This is a genomic window from Cellvibrio sp. PSBB006, from assembly GCF_002162135.1.
GTDB lineage: Bacteria > Pseudomonadota > Gammaproteobacteria > Pseudomonadales > Cellvibrionaceae > Cellvibrio.
In genome coordinates, this window is the sequence record NZ_CP021382.1 from 4,938,784 (window position 1) to 4,961,166 (window position 22,383).

Genomic DNA, 22,383 nt, shown 5'->3' on the forward strand with positions numbered 1-22,383 from the left:
ACCATACCCTACGTTGTTACCATAAGAAAAATGGTGCTTAGAGCAAATTCTGATTACCTGACCAAACAAGCGAAGCGTTAAAAAAGAGATGACGTGTGTCATTTTATCTTTAATGCTTCGCTTGTTAACGAAAATTTGCTGGTCGATCACCAGGCCGTAGGCTTGGGATTTCGCTCATCAAAACCTGTTTGGTGCCAGTAGGGGTAAATTGGACGTTGATGGCTGGCTTTATCCAGGTAAGCAATCTCGTCTTTCGTTAACGACCACTCCAGCGCGCCGAGGTTATGTTTCATTTGCTCTTCATTGCGCGCGCCCACCACAATATTGGCTACAGTAGGTCGCGTAAGCAGCCAGTTAAGGGCGACCTGGGGAATGGTTTTAGCGCGGTTTTTTGCGATGACTTCCAGTGCATCAATCACATTAAATAAATAATCGTCGTCGACTACCGGACCACCATCGCTGCCGCCGGCTGCAATTCGCCCGCTGGTCGCGGGTTGTCCCCGCTTGAGTTTTCCCGTCAGCCGTCCCCAACCCAATGGACTCCATACCATGGTCGCCACTTTTTGGTCTAGCGCGAGCGGCATTAACTCCCACTCATAGTCGCGGCCGATCAAGGAGTAGTAACCCTGGTAAGCCACATAACGAGCCAGGCCATATTTTTCAGAGGTGGCCAACGCTTTCATTAAATGCCAACCGGAAAAATTGGACGCACCGATGTAACTGATTTTGCCGCTGGTAATTAAATCGTCGAGCGCACGTAGGGTTTCTTCCACGGGCGTCAACGCGTCAAAGGCGTGCATAAAATAAAGATCAATATGATCCGTATTCAAACGTTTCAGGCTGGCTTCGCACGCGCGAATCAAATGGTAACGTGATGAACCTTTGTCATTGGGGCCTGTGCCAGTGGTGAAGGTGGCTTTGGTTGAAATCAAAGCCTGACTGCGTTTGCCTTGCAGCGCTTTTCCCAGAATTTCTTCTGATGCCCCGTCGGAATAAACATCAGCTGTATCAAAAAAATTAATGCCGTGATCGAGACATAAATCGATCATCCGTGTGGCTTCATCGACCTGGGTTTGACCCCAGTGCTTGAAAAATTCATTTGTGCCGCCGAAGGTGGCGGTGCCGAAACTGAATACGGGAACCTTAAGGCCGGATTGGCCGAGCTGGCGGTATTCCATAATCTGCTCTCCCAGGAAAACGAACTGACATCAGGCCAAAAACGGTATAACAGATATTGCGCAAAATAAAGCAGACTTAGCTTTTTTTACACTTGGGACTTGTTCGACATCGCGGTGGTAATTGAGGATATGTAAAGCCGGTCTTTGCTATCAACCGGCTCTACGCGAGGCTTTTAAAATTGAAAATTGGCTTGCACGCCGACGATATCAACTTGCGCATCGAAGTCACCGTAAACCTGATGACCGGTTTGTGTATCGACGTTGGCGATGCGTGCGTCGTCAACCATCAAATGCGCATAACCGACATCAATAGAAACATTCTGTGAAACGGCGTAATTGAAACCCAGGCTCAACCAGGTGCGATCCTGATCGGGAATACGTGGATTTACAATGGCCGGATTTTTTTGTGGTGCCTCGTCAATGGCGACGCCGGCACGCCAGGTCCAGGCGTTTGCCGGTTGATAGGTTACGCCCAGTGCATAACGCATGGTGTCATCATATTGCAATTCCAATTGATCTACCGTTACACCGTTGTCGGTATTTATAACGTCAATGGTGTCGATGGAGCTCCACTGGGTCCAGGCAACATCCCCATGCAATGCCCACTGTGTATTCAGTTGTTGAGTAAAGCTGAACGTCAAAGTATCGGGCAGTTCGACGTCAGCAGCCGCATCGCCATCCAGCGTTGTTAATGTGGCGGAACAAATAGTGCCGGTGGTAGGTGCTGGTGGCGCACCGGTAGGAAAACCGGCACCGGGGGTGCAAGCGGCGTTTAATGCAAAACGCGCATCGCCATCTAATTCAAAATCAGCGCCCTGACGCCACACCAGACCGAAACGGGTGCTGTCTGAGGGGCGATAATAAGCGCTGACATCGGCAACGAACGCGTGATCGGAGCCCTCAATCTTTGCGCTGCTGTCGGTCGCAGGATTTGGATTAACACCCAGGGTGGAATCTACCTGACTTTCCAGAATAACTTCGGCGCGTTGATAGCTGACGCCTAAACCCAACGCAAAATTTTCCGAAACATCATAAGCAAAGGTAGTGTTGACGCTCGCCACTTCCAGATCACTATAGGTAGCGAGGTAGCGTCCCATCCAATCCCGGCCGTAATCGCTGGCCAAACCGAAAGGGCCGTTTACACCCAATCCGAATGTGAGTCGTTCACTGACGGGGTGGACGTAATAAAGATTGGGAATGACTCCGGTTTCATCTGTTGTACTTTCTACACCATTGGTGTTGGAACCTTGGTCGTGAAATGTAGATTCGGTGAAGACAAGATTACCTGCCAAGGTGAAATGCCGGCCCTCCAGTTGGCTGATGCCAGCGGGATTAAAGAAAACACTGCTGGCATCCATCACGTTGGATGCGGTGCCGGCGAACGCCGTACCGAGGTGTGCCGAACTTTGTTCGAGCAGTTGAAAGGATGAGGCGAATGCCATTCCCGGTAAGGTAGAAAAAATGGCGAGGGCGAGCCTTGAGTGGCGGCGTGATGTAGTAATCATACTTCCTCCATTACTGCCGGGTTACAGCAGTCGAGCTGACGGGACAATAAAAATAATACGGAATATTTTTATAGCGCGAAGTTTCAGTACGAGCAGAATTATCATGATGATCACTCTCGCATACAAACCAACTAAAAGAGTGTTCGTTAACACACAAAAAAATGTAAAAACTGGAAGATGTTAGATTTGGTTATACGAGGTGGGATAAGAAGACTTATAAAAAAGCTCATCCTTGAAGCTTCTTCGATTTTTAAAATAGGGCAACCCATTACACAGGTGGTTGCCGGTTATACAGACGGTTTCCGGCGTTGATACACCAACTGATACAGCGCCGGTAAAATCAGCAGCGTGAGTAGCGTGGAAGATACGATACCACCAATCACCACCGTCGCGAGTGGTCGTTGTACCTCCGCACCGGTGCCGGTATTTAATGCCATGGGAATAAAACCGAGGCTGGCAACCAGAGCCGTCATCAATACCGGACGCAAACGCGTGAGCGCACCCTCAATGATAGATGGTGTCAATGTATTTATTGCATAGTTTCGTTGTTCCCACAGGTTACGAATAAACGACAACATCACCAGGCCATTCAACACGGCAATACCTGACAGTGCAATAAAACCGACACCGGCAGAAATGGATAAAGGCATATCGCGCAACCAAAGTGCCAGCACGCCGCCAGTTAGTGCCAGTGGAACGCCGGTAAAAATAATCAGCGCATCGCGCAGTGATCCAAAAGCCAGCAATAACAAACCGACAATCATCAACAGTGTAAAAGGGACAACCAATGCGAGACGCTTGCCAGCAGATTCCAATTGTTCAAAGGTGCCGCCGTAATCCAGCCAGTAACCGGGCGGTAACTGCACCGAATTTGCTATGCGCATCTGGGCTTCCTCAACGAAGCTGCCCAGATCCCGGCCGCGAACATTGGCGGTTACGACAATAAATCGTTTACCGTTTTCACGGCTGATTTGATTGGGGGCATCGGTCCAGCTTATTTGTGCTACTTCACCCAGGGGAACATATTCCGTTGCACTCCCGGTAACCAAGGGAATCGGTAACTGCTCGAAACGTGCTATATCCCGGCGTATATTTTCGGGCAGCCGCACAACAATATCGAAACGACGATCACCTTCAAAAAGTTGTCCGGCTTCTTCGCCTGCGATAGCGGTCGCCACCCAATCCTGCAACAATTTTACATCCATACCATAGCTCGCCAAGGTATGGCGTTTGGGATTAATGGTTAACAAGGGCAGGCCGTTTACCTGCTCTACGCGTGGGTCGGCCACGCCTTCCAGTTTTTGTAAAACACCCAGAATATTTTGCGCAGATATCCGTAGTTGCTCCAGGTCATCGCCATAGATTTTGACCGCAAAATCTGTGCGTACACCGGAGATCAACTCGTTGAAGCGCATTTGAATCGGTTGGGTAAACTCGTAGTTGTTACCCGGCAGTTCTCGCAACGATTTTTCCAGGTGCTCCAGTAAGTCTGCCTTATCGCGTGATGGATCGGGCCACTCTGATCTGGGTTTCAGGATGACAAAGTTATCGGCAACATTGGGTGGCATGGGATCATTGGCGATTTCGGCGGTGCCAAGTTTAGCAAAGACCTTATCCACTTCCGGAAAGGATTGAATACGCTGTTCAAGTAGATTCTGCATGCCTACCGCTTGCTCAAGGCTGGTGCCGGGAATGCGCAAGGCGTGCAAGGCAATATCACCTTCGTCCAGCTGTGGAATAAATTCCCTGCCCAAGGTTGTCGTCAGCCAACCACAAAAAAGGATTAATAATACCGCTCCTCCGATGACACCGTAGCGATACCGCAAAGCGTGGTGCAACAGGAATTGATAGCGTGTTTTTAGCGCATGCATCAGCCTTGTTTCCTGCGTTTTAATTTCTCCACGCATGACCAGCGCGATGGCGGCGGGAATAAATGTGATTGACAACAGCATGGCACTGGCCAAAGCCATCACCACTGTCAATGCCATGGGGTGAAACATTTTTCCTTCTACTCCTGTCAGCGAAAAGATCGGCAGGTAAACCAGGGTGATAATGCTCACCCCGAATAAACTGGGGCGAATAACTTCATTGGTGGCTTCAAACGTGAGTGCCAGACGCTGCTGTAAGGATAAAGCTCCGGAATTTTTTTGCTGTGCCTCAGCGAGGCGGCGCAAGGCATTTTCGACAATGATGACCGCTCCATCCACAATTAAACCAAAATCCAGAGCACCAAGACTCATCAGGTTGGCCGACACACCGGTTTCAACCATGCCGCTGATTGTCATCAACATGCTGATCGGGATCACGGCGGCGGTGATCAGTGCAGCGCGCAGGTTACCGAGCAAAATAAATAACACCGCGATGACTAACAATGCACCTTCGAGCAGGTTTTTTTGTACCGTACGGATGGTTTTATCCACCAGGGTGGTTCGGTCATAGACCGCTTCTGCAACAACGCCGGGTGGCAGTGAACGATTCACCAGGATGAGCTGCTCGGCCAGATCCCGCGCAACCGTGCGCGAATTTTCACCGATTAACATCATTGCCGTGCCCAGTACGGTTTCATGACCGTTGCGTGTTGCAGCACCAGTACGCAGCTCTTTACCAATGGCTACCTCGGCGATGTCACCAATACGCACGGGAATGCCATTGCGTGTGGCCACAACGACTGCGTTAATATCGTCAATTGTGCTGAGTTGTCCCGGCGAACGCACCAGTATCTGTTCGCCGTTGTGTTCGACAAAACCGGCGCCGCGATTGCGATTATTGTTACGCAATGCCGCGCCGATTTGTTCCAGCGTAATACGCCACGCCAGCAGTTGGCGTATATCCGGCGTAACGTGATATTGCTTTTCATAACCGCCAATTGTGTTGATCTCCACCACACCGTTAACGCGCATCAACTGCGGGCGAATAATCCAATCCTGTATTTCCCTGAGCGCGGTGATGTCGTACTCCTGTGTGGCAGCACCGGTAGCTTCGACGGTGTAACTGAAAATTTCTCCCAGGCCGGTGGCAATTGGTCCCATACCTGGCTCGATACCTTCGGGCATTTGATTGGCTATTTGATTGAGTCGTTCGTTGACCAGTGAACGCGCAAAATAAATATCGGTACCTTCATCGAAGACGGCCGTGACTTGTGACAACCCATAACGCGACAGCGAGCGGGTGTAAGCCAGGCCCGGTAAACCAGCTAAACTGTTTTCGATGGTGTAGGTGATGCGTTGTTCAACTTCTAACGGAGAGTAACCGGCAGCCTCGGTATTGATTTGTACTTGTACGTTGGTGATGTCGGGTACTGCATCAATCGGCAGACGTTGATAGTTCCATACGCCCAAACCAATAAAAAGCAATACACCGAAAATTATCAAGCCGCGTCGTTCAATGGCGACGCGCAATATTGTTTGCAACATGACGCCTCCTAGTGAACGTGAGCTGCGCCGGATTTCTCCAGGTCAGCTTTTAGCAAGAAACTATTGTCTACTACGTACTCTTCGCCGGCATCCAAGCCGCTTAACACCTCGACGAATTGCGCATTACCCCGTCCCACGATAATCGGACGTGCAGTGTAATGATCGCCTTGTCGAACAAACACAACCGATTGGCCGTCGTGTTGTTGCACGGCGCGTTTTTCTATCAGAAGCGCGACCTTATCTTCCGCAAGGGTGACATGGGCTTCAACCAGTGTTCCTGCCATTAACTGCTGCCCTCCATTGTCAATAGGCACATGCGCTGTGACTGTGGGAATATCACCATTACCTGCAGTGAGATAAGTGATAATTCCGTGCGCTATAGCCTGGCTTGAACGGGCATCCGTTTGATAAATATCCACGCGTTGTCCAATTCGAATAGCTTGTGTATCGCGGGCAAAAACACTCAGATCCAGTTCCAATTGTGCATAGTTGGCGAGGGTGAAAAGTATTTCTTCGCCTGTGAATTCGCCAGCATTTGCATGGCGATCAATCACAACGCCATCAATGGGTGAGGTGATGTCATAAATGCGCAAACTGTCATTGGCCTCAATGCGTGCGATGACAGTACCGGCTTTTATTGACTCACCGATCTGGACATTTACCTGGCGGATAAGTCCCGGGAAGCGGGCGCGAATATGACTGATATGTTGCGGGTCGGGTTTAAGTCGGCCAAATAACAAAGCGCGTTGTTGTAAAACACCGCCACCGACGGTTTGGGTTTGAATGCCGGATTGCTTGGCTAACGCAGATGAAATAGTGACCTGGCTTTCACTATGTTCTTGGTCACCGTGTTCGTGTTCATCGTGATCGTGATGATCATGTGTTTCGTTAGCGCCGTGCTCATGTTCTGATGAAGCCATGATTAATGAGGGATGTAGCAACAGCAACATGCATACAAAAACAGTCATAGATATGGTGGGAAATTTCATGGTGTGACTCCTTGTATGGATTGCTGTTGCACATCGTTAAATAATATTGAACCGCTCAGACGTTCAATGTCAGTGCGCCAGTAATGCACCTGGGCCGCCGATTGAATCAATTCACGTTGGGCATCCAGTAACTCATTGTGTGCAAGGCTCCACTCCATGTAACTGTAGCGACCGCGTGCAAATGCATCGTCGGCCTCAGTAACCGCACGGGACAGTAATGGCACTACCTCGTCGCGCAAGATTTTTGCCCGCTGGATCGCGAGCTGCTGTTGTTCCCCCAGTTGCAAGAGTTGACTGCGCAGTTCGAGTATCGCGGTGTCGTGTTGCTGCTTGGCTAATTGTTGTTGCGCGCGCGCGGCTTTTATCTCACCGGATGCGCGAGTTTGACTGGATAAGGGCACACTGATGCCCAGCACCAATGCAGTGTCATCACTTTCGCGTATATGACGAATGCCCGCTTGCCACTCCGGCGTCAACGAGCTACGGCTGCGTGCGAGATCCAACTCAGCCTTGCGCAATCGCGTTTCATCAGCCAATAAGCGCAGGTCGGGGTGTTGATCTAACAGGTTGAGAATTTGTTCGCGGGATGCCGGTGCGCCGAGGTTGCGCAAGTTTCCCTGAGCCGAGAAATGAAAATCGTCTGGCTCGCCCCATAATTTACTTAGTGACATTTTGGCTAACAGCATGGTGTTTTCTGCTTCGAGCCGGGCAATATCCGCTTGAGCAAGGGCTGCTTGCGCGCGCAGCAACTCAACCTTGGGAGAGCGACCCGCAGCGACGCGCTTCTGTAAATTCGTGACGCGACCCTGCCAGAGTTGATGGCTTTGTTGATGAATGCTTAATAATTCCTGAGCAGCGACCACCGCAATAAAACCGCGCGTAATTTCCGTCAACAGGTCCAGTGCAAACAATTGCTCTTCAGTCGCCAGCGCTTGTTGTCGCGCGGTGATAATCGACTGCCGCGCGTCCCTTTGATAACGCGGTTCAATAACCGATGACAATGACAGCGTCAGTTCAGCATTTTGGGTTTCCTGAAAGTTGCCGCTACCGGCGATATTTTCCAGTTCAGCGGATAAGGTCAGCGGTGGTGACAAGGCCGCACTTTCCATATCGCCCGCCAGGGATTGTGCGCGCAGTGTAAAGTGAATTAACTGCGGATGTTGCTGCAGCCCGAGACGCAGTGCGTCCTGCAATGACAATAAACGTTGGTCAGGCTGTTCAGCCTTGGCCGACGCCATAATGAATAAGCACAACGCCATCAACGCGCCGTGCAGTAATAAATTACGCATAGAAACTCCAGCATAGAGATTTCAGCAAATAAAAAGAGCCACGGTTTTCAATGAGAAAACGGGAGGATAAAAGGCCTAGCTGGAGAAAGGTGGAGGTGCACGCAGTGGCGGGCGCAACAGGAAATGTTTATTGGCGAATGGCTGAGAAACGGTGCGGATAAACGAGGGTGTGGAGACAATCAACAGCAGCGCGTAAATCAGCGCGGTGATGAGCAGTGGCAGGTCGACTTTAGTGAGCTTGAATAAAATGGATTCTACGAGTTCGGCATCAGTATCGATATGGGCTTCATCGCCATGTTCGTGATCGGGGTGACCATTCAGCAAATCCATATGCACCGACACCGGTGATTCCTGTCCATCAAAACAGAAATGCCCATGCAACCCACCCCACATGGCGCACAACCAGACGATCAACGTCAGGAAAATAAACCGGCGGTAGCGGGTAAGGTGGTTGGGCACACGCGCATCTCGTAGTCGGGAATGCACAGACTATAACGGATAAACCGACCAAAGTGCCAGCAAGTAAGTCGGATTAGCCGAAGGCGTAATCCGACACCGCTGTTTATATGCTAATTCTGCTCCCGCGCAATCGCGCGATAACCAATATCCTTGCGATAGAAGACGCCATCCCACTGAATCTTCGCCGCCAACTCATAAGCGCGCTGTTGCGCCTCAGAAACGGTTTTACCCAGAGCGGTAGCGCAGAGCACGCGGCCACCGCTGGTAACGACCATGCCATCTTTATTGGTCGTGCCGGCATGGAAAACTTTTTCGCCGTTAACTTCTTCGGTGGGTAAACCGGAAATCACGTCGCCTTTGTTGTAATTGCCGGGATAACCGCCCGCCGCCAACACAACACCGATGGAAGCGCGCTCATCCCACTCGGCGGTTACTTTATCCAGATCGCCTTTCAAAGCAGTCAGACACAGTTCTACTAAATCAGATTGCAGACGCAGCATGATGGGTTGGGTTTCCGGATCGCCAAAGCGGCAATTGTATTCAATTACCTTGGGGGTACCGGAGGCATCAATCATCAAACCGGCATACAAAAAGCCGGTGTAATCATTGCCTTCGGCAGCCATGCCGTCCACGGTGGGACGAATGATTTCCTGCATTACGCGATCATGCACCGCTTGCGTCACGACCGGCGCGGGAGAATATGCACCCATGCCGCCGGTGTTAGGGCCGGTATCACCATCGCCCACGCGTTTGTGATCCTGGCTGGTGGCCATCGGCAAAATATTTTTGCCGTCGACCATCACAATAAAACTGGCTTCTTCACCGGCAAGAAATTCTTCAATCACGACACGACAGCCGGCATCACCAAAGGCATTGCCAGATAACATATCGCGCACGGCCTCTTCGGCTTGCGCCAGCGTTTCTGCAACGATCACCCCTTTGCCCGCCGCCAGGCCATCGGCCTTCACCACAATGGGCGCACCTTTCTCACGTAGGTAAGCCAGGGCTGGCTCAACCTCGGTAAAGTTTTGATATTCGGCGGTGGGAATCTTGTGGCGGGCGAGGAAATCTTTGGTGAAGGCTTTGGAGCCTTCCAACTGCGCGGCACCTTTAGTGGGGCCAAAGCAGGGCAGGTTGCGTTCTTTGAAGAAATCGACAATGCCGGCTACTAATGGGACTTCCGGCCCAACGATGGTTAAGCCAACGTCGTTTGCTTCGGCAAAGTCGGCGAGTCTGGAAAAATCGAGGATATCGAGAGACACATTGGCGAGTTTATTGTCGAGCAAGGTTCCGGCATTACCCGGTGCAACAAACACTTTCTCGACCTGCGGGCTTTGCGCCGCCTTCCAGGCCAACGCGTGTTCGCGTCCGCCGCTGCCAATAATCAAAATGTTCATAACTTATTTCTCTACCCGTAGGTCGGATTAGCGAAGCGTAATCCGACATTTTTATTAAATAGGCCGCTTGTCGGATTACAGCGCTGCGCGCTTAATCCGACCTACATTTTAATGGCGGAAGTGGCGCATGCCGGTGAACACCATGGCCATGCCGTGTTCATCGGCAGCGGCGATCACTTCTTCATCGCGCATGGAGCCGCCGGGCTGGATTACCGCCGCGATGCCGACTTTAGCGGCGTTATCAATACCGTCGCGGAAGGGGAAAAAAGCATCGGAAGCCATGACCGAACCGGCGACTTGCAAGCCAGCGTGTTCAGCTTTAATCGCCGCGATGCGAGCGGAATTTACGCGGCTCATCTGGCCCGCACCCACGCCGACAGTTTGATTATTTTTTGCGTAGATAATCGCATTGGATTTCACAAACTTGGCCACCTTCCACGCAAATAATAAATCGCGCATTTCAGCTTCGGTGGGCACACGTTTGGTCACGACTTTCAAATCGCTTTCCGTCACCATGCCGTTATCGCGATTCTGCACCAGCAAACCGCCATTGACGCGTTTGTAATCCAGACCACCAATGCGTTCAGTACCCCACTCGCCGCAGGCCAGCAGGCGCACATTTTGTTTGGCTTTCACAACCTCAATCGCATCTGCAGCAATGCTCGGTGCAATAATCACTTCCACGAATTGGCGTTCGATGATGGCTTTAGCGGTTTCCGCATCCAATTCGCGGTTAAACGCAATAATGCCGCCGAAGGCTGATTCCGGGTCAGTGGCATAAGCCAGGTCGTAAGCGGTTTTGATATTGCTGCTAATGGCCACGCCGCAGGGGTTAGCGTGTTTGACGATGACGCAGGCTGGCTCAGTAAAGGATTTAACCGTTTCCAATGCGGCATCGGTGTCGGCCACATTGTTATAGGAAAGTTCTTTGCCTTGTAATTGTTTGGCGGTGGCGATGCTGACTTCCTGCGGATTTTTTTCAACATAAAACGCTGCTTTCTGATGCGGGTTTTCGCCGTAACGCATCTCTTGCGCTTTGATAAATTGGATATTGAATGTCCGCGGAAAATCTTCGCTGCCACCGTCAACCAGGCGACCAAAGTAATTGGCAATAGCGCCATCATAAGCTGCGGTGTGTTCGTAAGCTTTAATGGCCAGATCAAAACGGGTTTTGTAAGTGGTGCTGCCGTTGTTGGCGTTTAATTCTTCAAGGATGGCAGCATAGTCCGATGCATTAACAACAATATTCACAAACGCATGATTCTTGGCGGCCGCGCGTACCATGGTGGGTCCGCCGATATCGATATTTTCTACCGCATCTTCCAGCGAGCAATCGGCCTTGGCGACGGTTTTTTCAAAGGGATATAAATTGACGACGACCATATCGATGGCGCTAATCCCGTGCTCACTCATTACCGCATCATCCATACCGCGACGGGCGAGGATACCGCCGTGCACCTTGGGGTGCAGGGTCTTGACGCGGCCGTCCATCATCTCTGGAAAACCGGTGTAATCAGATACCTCAATGGCAGGAATCTTGTTGTCGGTGAGCAGGCGGTAAGTGCCGCCAGTGGATAAAATTTCTACGCCTTGGGCGTGCAGGGCTTGTGCAAATTCCACAATACCGGTTTTATCGGAGACGCTGATCAAAGCGCGCTTGACGGGAACAAGATTAACGCTGGACATGTTGGTGGTATTTCCCCATGGTTAAACAGAAATCGACAAACTGTTAAAAAGCAAAAGGGGTGGTTTTTATTCCACCCCTTCTCTGGGAGACGCTGGGTTGCGCTCCGCGATACCGCCCTAGAGCAGGCCGTATTGCTTTAATTTTTTACGCAGGGTTCCGCGGTTTAAACCCAGTACTTGGGCGGCACGGGTCTGGTTATGACGGGTGTACTTGAGCACGATCTCCAACATGGGTGCCTCAACTTCAGCCATGACCATATCGTAAACATCACTTACCGGCTGGCCATCAAGATTCTGGAAATAATTTTCCATTGCTTGTTCGACGCAACCGCGCAGGGACTGTGACTGCGCTGCCTGGGCAAAGCCATTGGCGGGGCTGGTGGTGGCTGGGGCTTCTGTCATAAAAGTTGCTGTGTTCATGCCGCTATATCCTCTTTCGTAATCAGCTGTTCAAAAAATGTTTGAACGCTGGCATGTTGTTCTTCTGCGTTTTCGAGACGATTGAACTGTTGGCGAAACAACTCACTGCCAGCGACGGTTTGCAAATACCAGCCCACATGTTTGCGAGCGATACGCGGCCCCATTACATCGCCATAGAAGTCGTACAGTTCACGCAGATGGCTACAAAGAATTTCCCTGACTTCCGTCAGAGAGGGTTCAGGTAATTGTTCACCTGTACGCAGGTAATGCGCTATTTCGCGGAAAATCCACGGCCGCCCTTGAGCAGCCCGCCCGATCATGACCGCTTGCGCGCCGGTATGATCAAGCACATGGCGCGCCTTGGAAGCCGAGTCGATATCACCGTTGCAAAACACCGGAATATCGACTGCCTGCACCACGGCGGCTATCGTGTCGTACTCCGCCGCTCCCGCAAAACCACAGGCGCGGGTGCGTCCGTGGACCGCGAGTGCGGCGATACCATTGTCCTGTGCGATTCGCGCAACGCGCACGGCGTTACGTTCTTCCATACTCCAGCCGGTGCGAATCTTCAGGGTCACCGGGATATCCACGGCTGAGACAACAGCGCGCAGGATATCGTTTACCAATTGTTCATCTTTTAACAAGGCCGAGCCTGCTGCTTTTTTACAGACCTTCTTGGCGGGGCAACCCATATTGATATCAATAATCTGGGCTCCGTTGTCCGCATTCAGGCGCGCTGCCTCGGCCATCATCTCTGGCTCACCGCCGGCAATTTGCACCGATATCGGTGCGACTTCACCGCGATGGTCCAGACGCAAACTGCTCTTGCGACTGCCCCAGAGTTCCGCATTGGCCGTTACCATTTCTGACACCACCAGACCTGCACCCAATTGACGGCATAACTGCCGGAAGGGGCGGTCGGTTACCCCGGCCATGGGCGCAAGGATGACCTGGCTGTCGATCTGATAGGGACCTATCCGGAACACATGGCGCTCCACTGGATGAGCAGATTACAAAAAATGATGGAGGATCTCGCTGTTACCAGCGATGTGCCAAAGCTGTTATCCCGCAATAGGACTCACAACCTCTGGCCCATGGATTTTCTGCGTTAAGGCACCTGCGTAAAAGGGTCGCCATGATACCTGTTTGCATCGCTGATGGGAACGTGGAAATTGCGCAAAGTGGCGTTTTTTTGAGCGCCCAATAGTCGTGTGGGCAAGAGCGCTGCTTGTCAATATCGCCAGTAGATTATTCAGGAATATACGCGTGGTAATTCACTGCTGCAGAGCCAGGATCGACCAGTTCTAAAGTGAGGTGAACCGGTTGATTTTGTGGCATCAGGCTCCTGCCGGCCAATTCCCCGCGCAGGTATTCCTGGGGCTTGAAGCGGCGCGAAGCCACGGGCGTGTCATCAATCGTACTGAATGCGAGGATCAGGTCGGGGAAGGGTTGCTGGAAACTGGCGTTGTTCAACAGGATGGCATCCACAATCAGGGCATTTTCCAGTTTGGGATGGTTGCGTACCACCAGGTTGTACGCGCGGATTTTGCTGCGATCTACCAGTGCCGGCAGCTTACAGCCGACGACCGAGCATACACTTGCATAAAAACTGCGATAGGGTTCGGTGCGGTTCAGATTATCGAACTGCAACCAGGCGATTTGTATAAACAGGATTAGCACCAGCAGCAGGGATAATCCGCCCCACAGGCGCTTGGCTGAACGTTGCCGATCATAGCGGGTGGTCATCTCGACCGGCTCGGGCATGATGTTCATCAAGAGCGCGGCGCGCGAAGTATCGAAGGCGCGCAGGCGGGAGTCATCCTTGCCGTTGTCGCTCATTGCCTGTTGGTAAAGCTGATTCTCGTTGTAAGGCTGGGCGTGGATTTCTTCCGCATCTTCATGCTGCGCGTCGTCTTTCTCTGCAACGATGTTGAATACCGGGCCTTTATAGGCGGGAGAAGAATGGGGGGTAAAAGAAGTGCTTCGCGGTTTCGCCTCTTCCTGCTCATCCTCTTCCGGTTCGCCATTGTATTGGTCGACGTCGCTCAATCGCTCGTGAGCGCTGAATGCTTCGTCCTCATCATTTCTTTTATCATTTTTGCTGCGCAATTCATTGGATGAGCTACGCATTTCATCGTCAGCTTCATCAAGCAGCTCCATCGCCCAGGCTTCGTCCGGGTCGACATCATCTTTTTCCGGTTCCTTAAGGCGAATTTCGCGGTCGAAGAGTGAGGCGCTTTGCTTGGGCAACTTCTCAATATCCAGAAAGCCGTCAAACTCATAATCAGTTTGCTTGGGTTGATCCGGCTCATCCATGTCATCGCTGATAAGAAAATCATCGTCCCCACTCAGGGCCAATTCGCGATTGATTTCATCCTGACTGAATGCCAGTTTCTGGTCGCCGGGCTTTGCGGGTGGTTGTGGCGGTTTAGTCGCCGCTGTTTGGGTTGATGCGACTTTATTGCTCGTTGCAGGCGTCGTACTTGCAGATTTTTCAGTGGGCCTGGGTATTGCTGCCTTTGGCACTGGCGCAGACGGTATAGTCGGTTTAGGGGGCTCTCGCCTGGTCGCTGTACTTTCTGTTGGCTTGGGGGAAGCAGGTTTTGTCGGTGATACCTTCGGCGCATCTACCGGTTTGGCTGCATTTGCCGTACTACCGCTTACCAGATAGTCCTGCGCCTTGAAGATGTGCAGACAGGAGCCACAACGCACGGCGCCCTTGGCGGACTGCAATTGCGCGCTGGTGATGCGAAATGAGGTGGCGCATTTGGGGCAGCGGGTAACCATGTTGCTCATAGGCAGGTGTTTGTCCTGATTTTTATCGACAAGTTGCAGTGTGGAATCAGTGTAGCTCCTGGCGCCAGCGCGGTAAATTTTTCCTCGCAGGACTGTTAAGTATCGCGCATTACCTAAGTATCACGCATTACCGCGCTCGCCAACAGCGGAAGCGAATTATGAGCGGGTTTTGATCGCTGTCAATCGCACCCATTCGTCCAGGCTGGTCACCGGATCGAAATCGAACCAGGGTGCATAAGCGGCCATCACACTCTCGGCTTGCACACCCAGGATGCCAGACAAGCAAATCTTGCCGCCGGGTTTGGTCAGTGCGTTAAGATTCGCGGCCAATTCCGCCAATGGGCCGGCCAGGATATTAGCCAAGACTACATCGGCTTGCACTGTTGGGCAGCGCGGTGGCAGGTACACGGGCATGGCATCGGCCGGCAGGTTATTGCGTTTGGCGTTTTCGGTGGTGGCCAATAACGCTTGTGGATCGATATCGACACCGATGACCTGCCTGGCGCCCATCAATAGGGCTGCAACACCGAGGATGCCGGAGCCGCAACCGTAATCCACAATATGCAGATCGGTGAGATCCTGTTGGTCAATCCACTGCAGGCACATAAAGGTGGTGGGGTGGGTGCCGGTACCGAAGGCGAGGCCGGGGTCGAGCATCAGGTTGATCTTGTCCGGCTCAGGCGGTTGCTGCCAGCTGGGGCAAATCCACAGACGTTCACCGCAACGGATCGCATGGTAATTTTTCATCCATTCCCGTTCCCAGTCCTTGTCTTCCAGTAATTCCCATTTATGTTCAGGTAACTCACCACCAAAAATTTTTTGCGCTTGCAGCGTCGCCTTGACGGTATCGATGTCTGCTGAATAGAGCCCGGTAACACTGATATCGTCCCACAGCGGTGTCTCGCCTAATGCGGGTTCGAAAATCGGTTGATCGGCGGCATCTTGCAGGGTGACCGAAACCGCACCGCTGGCCAGTAACGCATCTTCGAGTTTTTCAGTTTGGGGGCGGGTGGCTTTGACCTTGAGTTGTAACCAGGGCATGGGGATCTCGAATCGGGGAGAGGCCGGTCACCCATGACGGGTGACCGGTCGGGATGTTAATTGGCGAGTTTCTTCTCAAGGTAATGGATGTTGACACCACCTTTGCGGAATTCCGTATCGCGCACCAGCATTTGTTGCAGGGGGATATTGGTGCGAATGCCATCAACAATGGTTTCGTCCAGAGCGTTGCGCATACGGTTCAGGGCAATCTCGCGGGTTTCACCGTAGGTGATGACCTTGGCGATCATGGAATCGTAGTTGGGCGGAACGGTGTAACCACTGTAAAGATGAGAGTCAACCCGAACGCCCAAGCCGCCGGGGGCATGGTAGTTTTTAACCAGGCCGGGGCAGGGCATAAAGGTTTTGGGGTCTTCCGCATTGATACGACATTCAAAGGAATGGCCGCGAATCACGATATCGGATTGCTTGATCGACAGTTTTTCACCCGCACAAACGCGAATCTGTTCTTTGATCAAGTCGATGCCGGTCACCATTTCGGATACCGGGTGTTCTACCTGAATACGGGTGTTCATCTCGATGAAGTAAAAACGGCCGTCTTCATACAGGAATTCGAAAGTACCTGCCCCGCGATACCCAATGTCCACACACGCTTTTACACAGGATGCGTAAGTAGCCTGGCGTACATCTTCAGGGATTCCGGGAGCCGGTGCCTCTTCCAATACTTTTTGGTGGCGGCGTTGCAAAGAGCAGTCACGATCACCCAGGTGAATGGCATTGCCTTGGCCATCGGACAGGATCTGGACTTCGACGTGACGCGGATTTTGCAGGAATTTTTCCATGTACACGGTGCCATCGCCAAAAGCAGCTTTGGCTTCACCCTGGGTAACATGGATAGAGTTCATCAGGGCTGCTTCTGTGTGTACGACGCGCATGCCGCGACCGCCACCACCGGCAGCTGCCTTGATGATCACCGGATAACCGATACGTCGGCCGATCTCCAGACATTGTTCGGCGTTATCTGCTGGCAGCGGCCCGTCGGAGCCTGGCACGGTGGGTACACCGGCTTTCTTCATGGCCTTAATGGCTTCTACCTTGTCGCCCATCATACGAATAACGTCAGGATCGGGACCGATAAACACAAAACCACTTTTTTGCACTTGCTCAGCAAAATCCGCATTTTCGGCCAGAAATCCATAGCCGGGATGCACCGCTACAGCGTCGGTAATCTCCATGGCGCTGATGATCGCCGGAATATTGAGATAACTTTTGGGTGAAGGATTGGGGCCAATACAGACAGATTCGTCTGCCAGGCGTACGTGTTTTAAATTGCGGTCTACCTGTGAATGGACGGCGACAGTTTTGATGCCCATCTCTTTGCAGGCGCGCAGAATACGCAGCGCAATTTCGCCGCGGTTGGCGATAAGAACTTTTTCAAACATAACCAGTTCCTTAAGCTCGTTCGTATAAACAGCGCCGACGGCGTGTTCGTTGGCTTTCTATAACTTAAACGATTGTCACGAGCGGTTGGTCAAACTCGACCGGTTCACCATCGCCAACCAGAATGGCTTCAATTACGCCGGCTTTGTCGGCTTCGATCTGGTTCATCATCTTCATGGCTTCGATAATACAAATCACATCGCCCACTTTGACGTGTTTACCTACTTCTGCAAAAGCTGGAGAGCCTGGGCTCGGTGAACGATAAAAGGTGCCGACCATGGGCGATTTCACAACATGGCCATCATATGAGGCCTTGGCGGGAGCATCATTGTTAGCGGCGGGTGCTGAAACCGGTGCAGCGGCGGGCGCGGCCGGTTGCGGCGCATAAGCGGCTTGCATTGGTGCTGCGATGTACTGCGGCTGACCTGAGTAGTTACGGCTGATACGTACTGATTCTTCGCCTTCTTTGATCTCCAGCTCACCGATATCGGATTCTTCCAGCAGTTCGATCAATTTTTTAATTTTGCGAATATCCATAGAGTCCTCTCTAGAACAAGGGTTGTATGTGAAATAGGGTTAATGCTTTAGCAATTGAAAGGCCGCGCGCAACGCCAGTTCATAACTGGTTGCACCGAAGCCGCAGATGACGCCCTGGGCGACATCGGAAAAGTAAGAGTGATGCCGGAATCCCTCACGTTTGTGGACATTCGATAGGTGTACCTCAATAAATGGGATATCGACGGCGAGGAGCGCATCGCGCAGTGCAACGCTCGTGTGGGTAAAGGCCGCAGGATTGATCAGGATAAAATCCACACCTTCTTTACGGGCATCGTGGATGCGTTCGATCAGCTCGTATTCCGCATTGCTTTGCAGAGTCAGGAGGTGGTGGCCTGCGTCATGGCACAACTGGGAGAGTTGCTGGTTGATGGAATCCAGCGTTGCCGCTCCGTAAATCCCCGGCTCGCGCAATCCGAGCAGGTTAAGGTTGGGGCCGTGAAGTACCAGAATGGTAGCCATGGATTCGGTTAATCCTGTTCTTGATATGTATCTGGCAAACGTGTGTGCCGATGGCACCAGTGTTACATCGAACTTCGTCGAATTTGAGCTTATTGGCTAAGACTAGTTCGGTTTATGAGCAAATCAAACCGGAACCTGCAAAAACCCGCTTGTGTTTAGTGCGAAGTGGGGCGAGTTTGCCGTAAAAAAAACGGGCTGTCCACGGGTCAGGAAAGATTTTGCGTAATTGCCCGAAAATAGCGGCAAGTTTAAGGAAGTTAGGCTACTAATGCGGATTTGCCAGGTTCATTTTATTTCGCGTTCAGCTCTGAAGCCGGCACGTTGTAGCCCTGATCAGGGGTGTTTGGCAGACTTTTCACGAAGCTCCGGGAAAAGGCTGCCAAAATTGTAGATTTAGTTGTTAAAAGCTGTTTTCTGGCCACTTATTGATTCAATCAGGCGCCCAGGTGTTAATAATTGCGGCAAAATCTCTGCTTTACCGCTAGTTTCAGCGGGAAACCACAAGTAGAGAGGGACGCCACTGCGGCCATATTCGGTTAACAAGGCGGTAATTTGCGGATCGCGATTGGTCCAATCGCCTTTCAGGGTGACGACCTGATAATCGTCGAACGCTTGTTCTACTTCTTCGGTGTGGAGGGTCAAGCGCTCGTTGGCGAGGCAGGTCAGGCACCAGTCTGCGGTGAGGTTGACGAATACCGGTGTTCCCGACGCGCGCAATTGCTGCAAGCGCTCCGGTGAGTACGCCTGCCAACGTGAAGGTTCGGTGGCTTGCCCGATCATCTGCCAGGGCAAAACAAGCGCGCCAATCCAGGCGGCAGCGATCAGGGCGCGGCGTAACCATTGCCAGGCACCCTGAGCTGAGCGATTAAGCAGCCAGCAACCAAATGCGATAGCTACTGCGCCGGCGGCGACGATCATGCTGGCATCGACACCCGCCTGACGACCCAATACCCACAGCAACCAGACCGCTGTGAGGTAGAGGGGAAATGCGAGAAATTCTTTCAGGTTTTCCATCCAGACGCCGGGTTTTGGTAAGCGATTGGCGAGGGCGGGTATATAACACAGTAATAACAGGGGTAGCGCCATGCCCAGCCCTAAGGCGGCAAAGATGGCGAGGCAAACGATGGCGGGCTGGGTTAAGGCAAATCCCAGTGCGGCGCCCATAAAAGGCGCCGTGCAGGGGCTGGCCACAACAGCGGCCAATACGCCGGTGAAAAAAGAACCGCTCAGGCCGGATTTCTGGGTCAGAGATTGTCCGGCTCCCATCCAACGGGTGCCGATATTGATCAGCCCCGACATGCTCAGCCCCATCACAAAAAACAGATAGGTCAGAGCGGCGATCAGCAGCGGGGATTGCAACTGAAACCCCCATCCAATGGCTTCACCGCCGGCTCTGGCCAACAGTAATGCGCCGGCGAAGGCCACAAAACACACCACGATGCCAGCGGTATAAACCCAGCCGTGCAGGGGCAGGCGGTCGCGATCCGCCTGTGCCAGGCTCATGACCTTGATAGACAATACTGGAAAAACACAGGGCATCAGGTTCAGGATGATGCCACCGAGGATGGCGAAGAGCATGATCTTGATCAGTGACGCCGGCACTTCTGCTGTTGTTGCAGTTGGCGGGGTTTCTACAAGCAATGGATCTTCCGGCGGTGGCAGGATCACGACCTGATTATTTCCCGGGTCAACCTGCAGGTAGTCTGTATAGGGCGGATAGCACAAACCCGCGTCAGCACACCCCTGGGACTCCACTTGCAAATTAAAGGGGGCTGTATCGGGTGGCAGGTCGACTGTCAGTACCGCCTTGTCGTAAAACACGGTCATGTCTTTGGCGAAGAACTCATCGTACTTGGTGATGCCTGTGCCGAATTGGGGTGTCAGGGCGATGCCATTGCTGGCACTCAGTTTGAAGCGTTCTTCATATAAGTAGTAAGCCGGCGCAATGGCCCACTCCAGTACAAGCTGGTTATCTTCAACATGTGCTTGCAGTTGAAAGGCTTCAGTTACTAACAGAAATTCATCGTCGGGAGCGAGAATGCTGGTATCCAGGCCGCTTTGTTTGGGGGTGTCAAAAATATCCTGAGCCTGGCTTGTTGACGCAAATAGCAGGCAGCTGAACATCAGGGCAAGATAAGCCAGGAAGCGGGCAGGATGGGGCAAGGTCACGAGAGCAGGCATAGTCGGTGATTTCTTGTTGTGAGTTGGGTAAGTATTCGGGCTATGTGTCGCCGGGGGTGTCATGAATCTTGTGGCCTAGTAGTATAGGCCCCGGTTTGATTTCTGAGTGACGCCGTTTGATTTCTGCATGATCCCCGTTCGATTCCGAATGAAGCGATCCGTGGCGGTAGAAGACACCTGGAAAATTCTAGCGGATTAGACAGGCTTTGGTGTGTTGGTTCACACAACTTTTTACTCCGTTTGTCATTCTGTTCAAGCAATTTTGATAGATTCGTATCATATGACGCGCCTGTAGTTGAACTTCTTTATCAGAGAACCCGGTTTTATGCGTAAAGTGATGTGTCAGTTATTTGTTGTCAGTGTGTTATCCACGGTATTGGGGGCTTGCCAGACATCTCCCAAGCCTGCACCCAAAAAACCGGCTCCGGCGGCTGTCGTTCCCGAGCCCCGCCCGGCACCCAAGCCGGTTAATACCCGCGAGCAAAGCATCAAGCGTTTGCTCGCAGATGCGGAGTATGCGTTAAGTCAAAACCAGTTGTTGATGCCGCTCAATGACAACGCCCACGATCGCTACCACGCCGTGTTGTTGATGGACCCCGACAACAGTGAAGCGAAAACCGGTTTGCAGGCGATTACCCTGCGCTATCTGGAGTTGGCCCGCAGTGCAGCAGCGCGCAGTCGTTATGCTGAAGCACAGGGACATTTGAAAAACGCCCGCGATCTGGACCCGAAAAACCCGTTGGTAGAAGAGTTTGCAGTCATTCTGCGCAAAGAGATTGCCAACCAGAAACCACCCGCCCCCTACAAGCCGGGGCCGGACGAGCGCATGATTGATGCCAGGGCGCTATCGGCAAAAAGCCCGGAGGTTATCGCGCAACTGGGTGAGTTGGCGCAGGTGGCGCGGGAAAGCGGTGATCTGGTTATGATTCACGCGCGCAATGATGCCGAAGGGCGTTGGATATACCAACAGATGCGCGATGCAGTGCCGGGCTTTTTATTGCGTGGTGATATCAGGATCACCCAGCAGCCGCGCATTAAATTTGTACCGCGCCTGCAATAATTCATAACAACTGCCAAGGGTCATACCATGCTCAACACCATGCACCGTATTTTTGTTCTTACCTTATTTTTTGTGGTCGGATCGGCTTTTGCTGGTCAACCTGAACCGGCCACTGTTCCTGCCGAGGTTGCCAGCACTCAATCTGCTCTCGTCAAGGTCGCCACGCAGGTTCGCGTGGACGGGGCTTATATCAACGTCCCGGTGCCCGGAACCAAAAATACCGCCGCATACTTTACCCTGCGCAACCTGTCGGATAAGCCCATCAGTCTGGTGTCGGTGGAAGTCGATGTGGCGCAGCGGGCAGAGTTGCACAGCCACACCACCAAGGATGGGATGATGCAAATGCGTCGCGAAGAACAGATCCTGATTCCGGCGCAATCCAGCGTGGCTTTTGCTTCTGGTTCCTACCATGTCATGCTGTTCGATCTGCAACGCAGCATCCAAACCGGTGAGGAGCTACAATTGTTATTAACCTTTGCTGACGGTAAACAGCTGGTCGCCACAGCAAAGGTGAAAAGTATTTTTGATAAGGCACATCATCATTAAGCGATTTT

At 52.2% G+C, this 22,383-nt stretch carries 18 protein-coding genes; 2 read left to right on the plus strand and 16 right to left on the minus strand.

Going from position 1 to position 22,383, the window contains the following annotated elements; genetic code table 11:
• Window positions 1-146: 146 nt before the first annotated feature.
• From CBR65_RS20595 to CBR65_RS20670, 16 genes are all read right to left on the minus strand, one after another.
• Complete coding sequence (locus CBR65_RS20595; protein WP_087468604.1) at window positions 147-1,178, minus strand: aldo/keto reductase; 1,032 nt, start codon at window positions 1,176-1,178, stop codon at window positions 147-149.
• A 173-nt stretch (window positions 1,179-1,351) separates the two neighbouring features.
• Window positions 1,352-2,683, minus strand: a complete 1,332-nt coding sequence (locus CBR65_RS20600; RefSeq protein WP_087468605.1) for an OmpP1/FadL family transporter — start codon at window positions 2,681-2,683, stop codon at window positions 1,352-1,354.
• 287 nt (window positions 2,684-2,970) lie between these two features.
• Window positions 2,971-6,096 (minus strand): efflux RND transporter permease subunit, encoded by a 3,126-nt coding sequence (locus CBR65_RS20605; protein ID WP_087468606.1) that lies wholly within the window; start codon window positions 6,094-6,096, stop codon window positions 2,971-2,973.
• Between the two features lie 8 nt (window positions 6,097-6,104).
• Window positions 6,105-7,085: an efflux RND transporter periplasmic adaptor subunit gene (locus tag CBR65_RS20610; protein WP_087468607.1), complete on the minus strand. Its 981-nt coding sequence runs from the start codon at window positions 7,083-7,085 to the stop codon at window positions 6,105-6,107.
• The gene (locus CBR65_RS20615; RefSeq protein WP_087468608.1) at window positions 7,082-8,374 is read right to left on the minus strand and encodes a TolC family protein; all 1,293 of its coding nucleotides are present in this window, start codon (window positions 8,372-8,374) and stop codon (window positions 7,082-7,084) included. Before CBR65_RS20615 ends, CBR65_RS20610 begins: the two co-directional genes overlap by 4 nt.
• A gap of 75 nt (window positions 8,375-8,449) precedes the next feature.
• Window positions 8,450-8,833: a hypothetical protein gene (locus CBR65_RS20620; RefSeq protein WP_157672175.1), complete on the minus strand. Its 384-nt coding sequence runs from the start codon at window positions 8,831-8,833 to the stop codon at window positions 8,450-8,452.
• Between the two features lie 110 nt (window positions 8,834-8,943).
• On the minus strand, window positions 8,944-10,230 hold the full coding sequence (gene purD / locus CBR65_RS20625) for a phosphoribosylamine--glycine ligase (protein WP_087468610.1): 1,287 nt from the start codon (window positions 10,228-10,230) through the stop codon (window positions 8,944-8,946).
• A 108-nt stretch (window positions 10,231-10,338) separates the two neighbouring features.
• Complete coding sequence (gene purH, locus CBR65_RS20630; protein WP_087468611.1) at window positions 10,339-11,916, minus strand: bifunctional phosphoribosylaminoimidazolecarboxamide formyltransferase/IMP cyclohydrolase; 1,578 nt, start codon at window positions 11,914-11,916, stop codon at window positions 10,339-10,341.
• Window positions 11,917-12,033: 117 nt separating this feature from the next.
• Window positions 12,034-12,336 carry a DNA-binding transcriptional regulator Fis gene (gene fis / locus CBR65_RS20635; protein WP_087468612.1) on the minus strand — a complete coding sequence of 101 codons (303 nt, stop codon included), beginning with the start codon at window positions 12,334-12,336 and terminating at the stop codon, window positions 12,034-12,036.
• Complete coding sequence (gene dusB, locus CBR65_RS20640) at window positions 12,333-13,322, minus strand: tRNA dihydrouridine synthase DusB (protein WP_087468613.1); 990 nt, start codon at window positions 13,320-13,322, stop codon at window positions 12,333-12,335. Before dusB ends, fis begins: the two co-directional genes overlap by 4 nt.
• A 262-nt stretch (window positions 13,323-13,584) precedes the next feature.
• A complete protein-coding gene (locus tag CBR65_RS20645) occupies window positions 13,585-15,132 on the minus strand; it encodes a DUF3426 domain-containing protein (RefSeq protein WP_087468614.1) in 1,548 nt (515 codons plus the stop codon).
• 156 nt (window positions 15,133-15,288) lie between these two features.
• Entirely contained in the window at window positions 15,289-16,173 is an 885-nt protein-coding gene (prmA, locus tag CBR65_RS20650; RefSeq protein WP_087468615.1) for a 50S ribosomal protein L11 methyltransferase, read from the minus strand.
• A gap of 56 nt (window positions 16,174-16,229) precedes the next feature.
• Window positions 16,230-17,573 carry an acetyl-CoA carboxylase biotin carboxylase subunit gene (gene accC, locus CBR65_RS20655; protein WP_087468616.1) on the minus strand — a complete coding sequence of 448 codons (1,344 nt, stop codon included), beginning with the start codon at window positions 17,571-17,573 and terminating at the stop codon, window positions 16,230-16,232.
• 64 nt (window positions 17,574-17,637) lie between these two features.
• Window positions 17,638-18,108: an acetyl-CoA carboxylase biotin carboxyl carrier protein gene (gene accB / locus CBR65_RS20660; RefSeq protein WP_087468617.1), complete on the minus strand. Its 471-nt coding sequence runs from the start codon at window positions 18,106-18,108 to the stop codon at window positions 17,638-17,640.
• A 39-nt stretch (window positions 18,109-18,147) separates the two neighbouring features.
• Window positions 18,148-18,588, minus strand: a complete 441-nt coding sequence (aroQ, locus tag CBR65_RS20665) for a type II 3-dehydroquinate dehydratase (protein WP_087468618.1) — start codon at window positions 18,586-18,588, stop codon at window positions 18,148-18,150.
• A gap of 393 nt (window positions 18,589-18,981) precedes the next feature.
• Window positions 18,982-20,769: a protein-disulfide reductase DsbD gene (locus CBR65_RS20670; protein WP_087468619.1), complete on the minus strand. Its 1,788-nt coding sequence runs from the start codon at window positions 20,767-20,769 to the stop codon at window positions 18,982-18,984.
• A 325-nt stretch (window positions 20,770-21,094) separates the two neighbouring features.
• On the opposite strand from CBR65_RS20670, the gene CBR65_RS20675 reads away from it, so the two are divergent.
• Both CBR65_RS20675 and CBR65_RS20680 read left to right on the plus strand, forming a co-directional pair.
• Window positions 21,095-21,829 carry a M48 family metallopeptidase gene (locus CBR65_RS20675; RefSeq protein ID WP_087468620.1) on the plus strand — a complete coding sequence of 245 codons (735 nt, stop codon included), beginning with the start codon at window positions 21,095-21,097 and terminating at the stop codon, window positions 21,827-21,829.
• A gap of 27 nt (window positions 21,830-21,856) precedes the next feature.
• Entirely contained in the window at window positions 21,857-22,375 is a 519-nt protein-coding gene (locus CBR65_RS20680; RefSeq protein WP_087468621.1) for a copper chaperone PCu(A)C, read from the plus strand.
• The last annotated feature ends 8 nt before the right edge of the window (window positions 22,376-22,383 follow it).

What these genes read in the sequence shown, in the direction of transcription:
- CBR65_RS20595 (WP_087468604.1), bottom strand. Translation starts at nt 1,178, where the DNA reads ATGGAATACCGCCAGCTCGGCCAATCCGGCCTTAAGGTTCCCGTATTC.
- CBR65_RS20600 (WP_087468605.1), bottom strand. Translation starts at nt 2,683, where the DNA reads ATGATTACTACATCACGCCGCCACTCAAGGCTCGCCCTCGCCATTTTT.
- CBR65_RS20605 (WP_087468606.1), bottom strand. Translation starts at nt 6,096, where the DNA reads ATGTTGCAAACAATATTGCGCGTCGCCATTGAACGACGCGGCTTGATA.
- CBR65_RS20610 (WP_087468607.1), bottom strand. Translation starts at nt 7,085, where the DNA reads ATGAAATTTCCCACCATATCTATGACTGTTTTTGTATGCATGTTGCTG.
- CBR65_RS20615 (WP_087468608.1), bottom strand. Translation starts at nt 8,374, where the DNA reads ATGCGTAATTTATTACTGCACGGCGCGTTGATGGCGTTGTGCTTATTC.
- purD (WP_087468610.1), bottom strand. Translation starts at nt 10,230, where the DNA reads ATGAACATTTTGATTATTGGCAGCGGCGGACGCGAACACGCGTTGGCC.
- purH (WP_087468611.1), bottom strand. Translation starts at nt 11,916, where the DNA reads ATGTCCAGCGTTAATCTTGTTCCCGTCAAGCGCGCTTTGATCAGCGTC.
- fis (WP_087468612.1), bottom strand. Translation starts at nt 12,336, where the DNA reads ATGAACACAGCAACTTTTATGACAGAAGCCCCAGCCACCACCAGCCCC.
- CBR65_RS20645 (WP_087468614.1), bottom strand. Translation starts at nt 15,132, where the DNA reads ATGAGCAACATGGTTACCCGCTGCCCCAAATGCGCCACCTCATTTCGC.
- prmA (WP_087468615.1), bottom strand. Translation starts at nt 16,173, where the DNA reads ATGCCCTGGTTACAACTCAAGGTCAAAGCCACCCGCCCCCAAACTGAA.
- accC (WP_087468616.1), bottom strand. Translation starts at nt 17,573, where the DNA reads ATGTTTGAAAAAGTTCTTATCGCCAACCGCGGCGAAATTGCGCTGCGT.
- accB (WP_087468617.1), bottom strand. Translation starts at nt 18,108, where the DNA reads ATGGATATTCGCAAAATTAAAAAATTGATCGAACTGCTGGAAGAATCC.
- aroQ (WP_087468618.1), bottom strand. Translation starts at nt 18,588, where the DNA reads ATGGCTACCATTCTGGTACTTCACGGCCCCAACCTTAACCTGCTCGGA.
- CBR65_RS20670 (WP_087468619.1), bottom strand. Translation starts at nt 20,769, where the DNA reads ATGCCTGCTCTCGTGACCTTGCCCCATCCTGCCCGCTTCCTGGCTTAT.
- CBR65_RS20675 (WP_087468620.1), top strand. Translation starts at nt 21,095, where the DNA reads ATGCGTAAAGTGATGTGTCAGTTATTTGTTGTCAGTGTGTTATCCACG.
- CBR65_RS20680 (WP_087468621.1), top strand. Translation starts at nt 21,857, where the DNA reads ATGCTCAACACCATGCACCGTATTTTTGTTCTTACCTTATTTTTTGTG.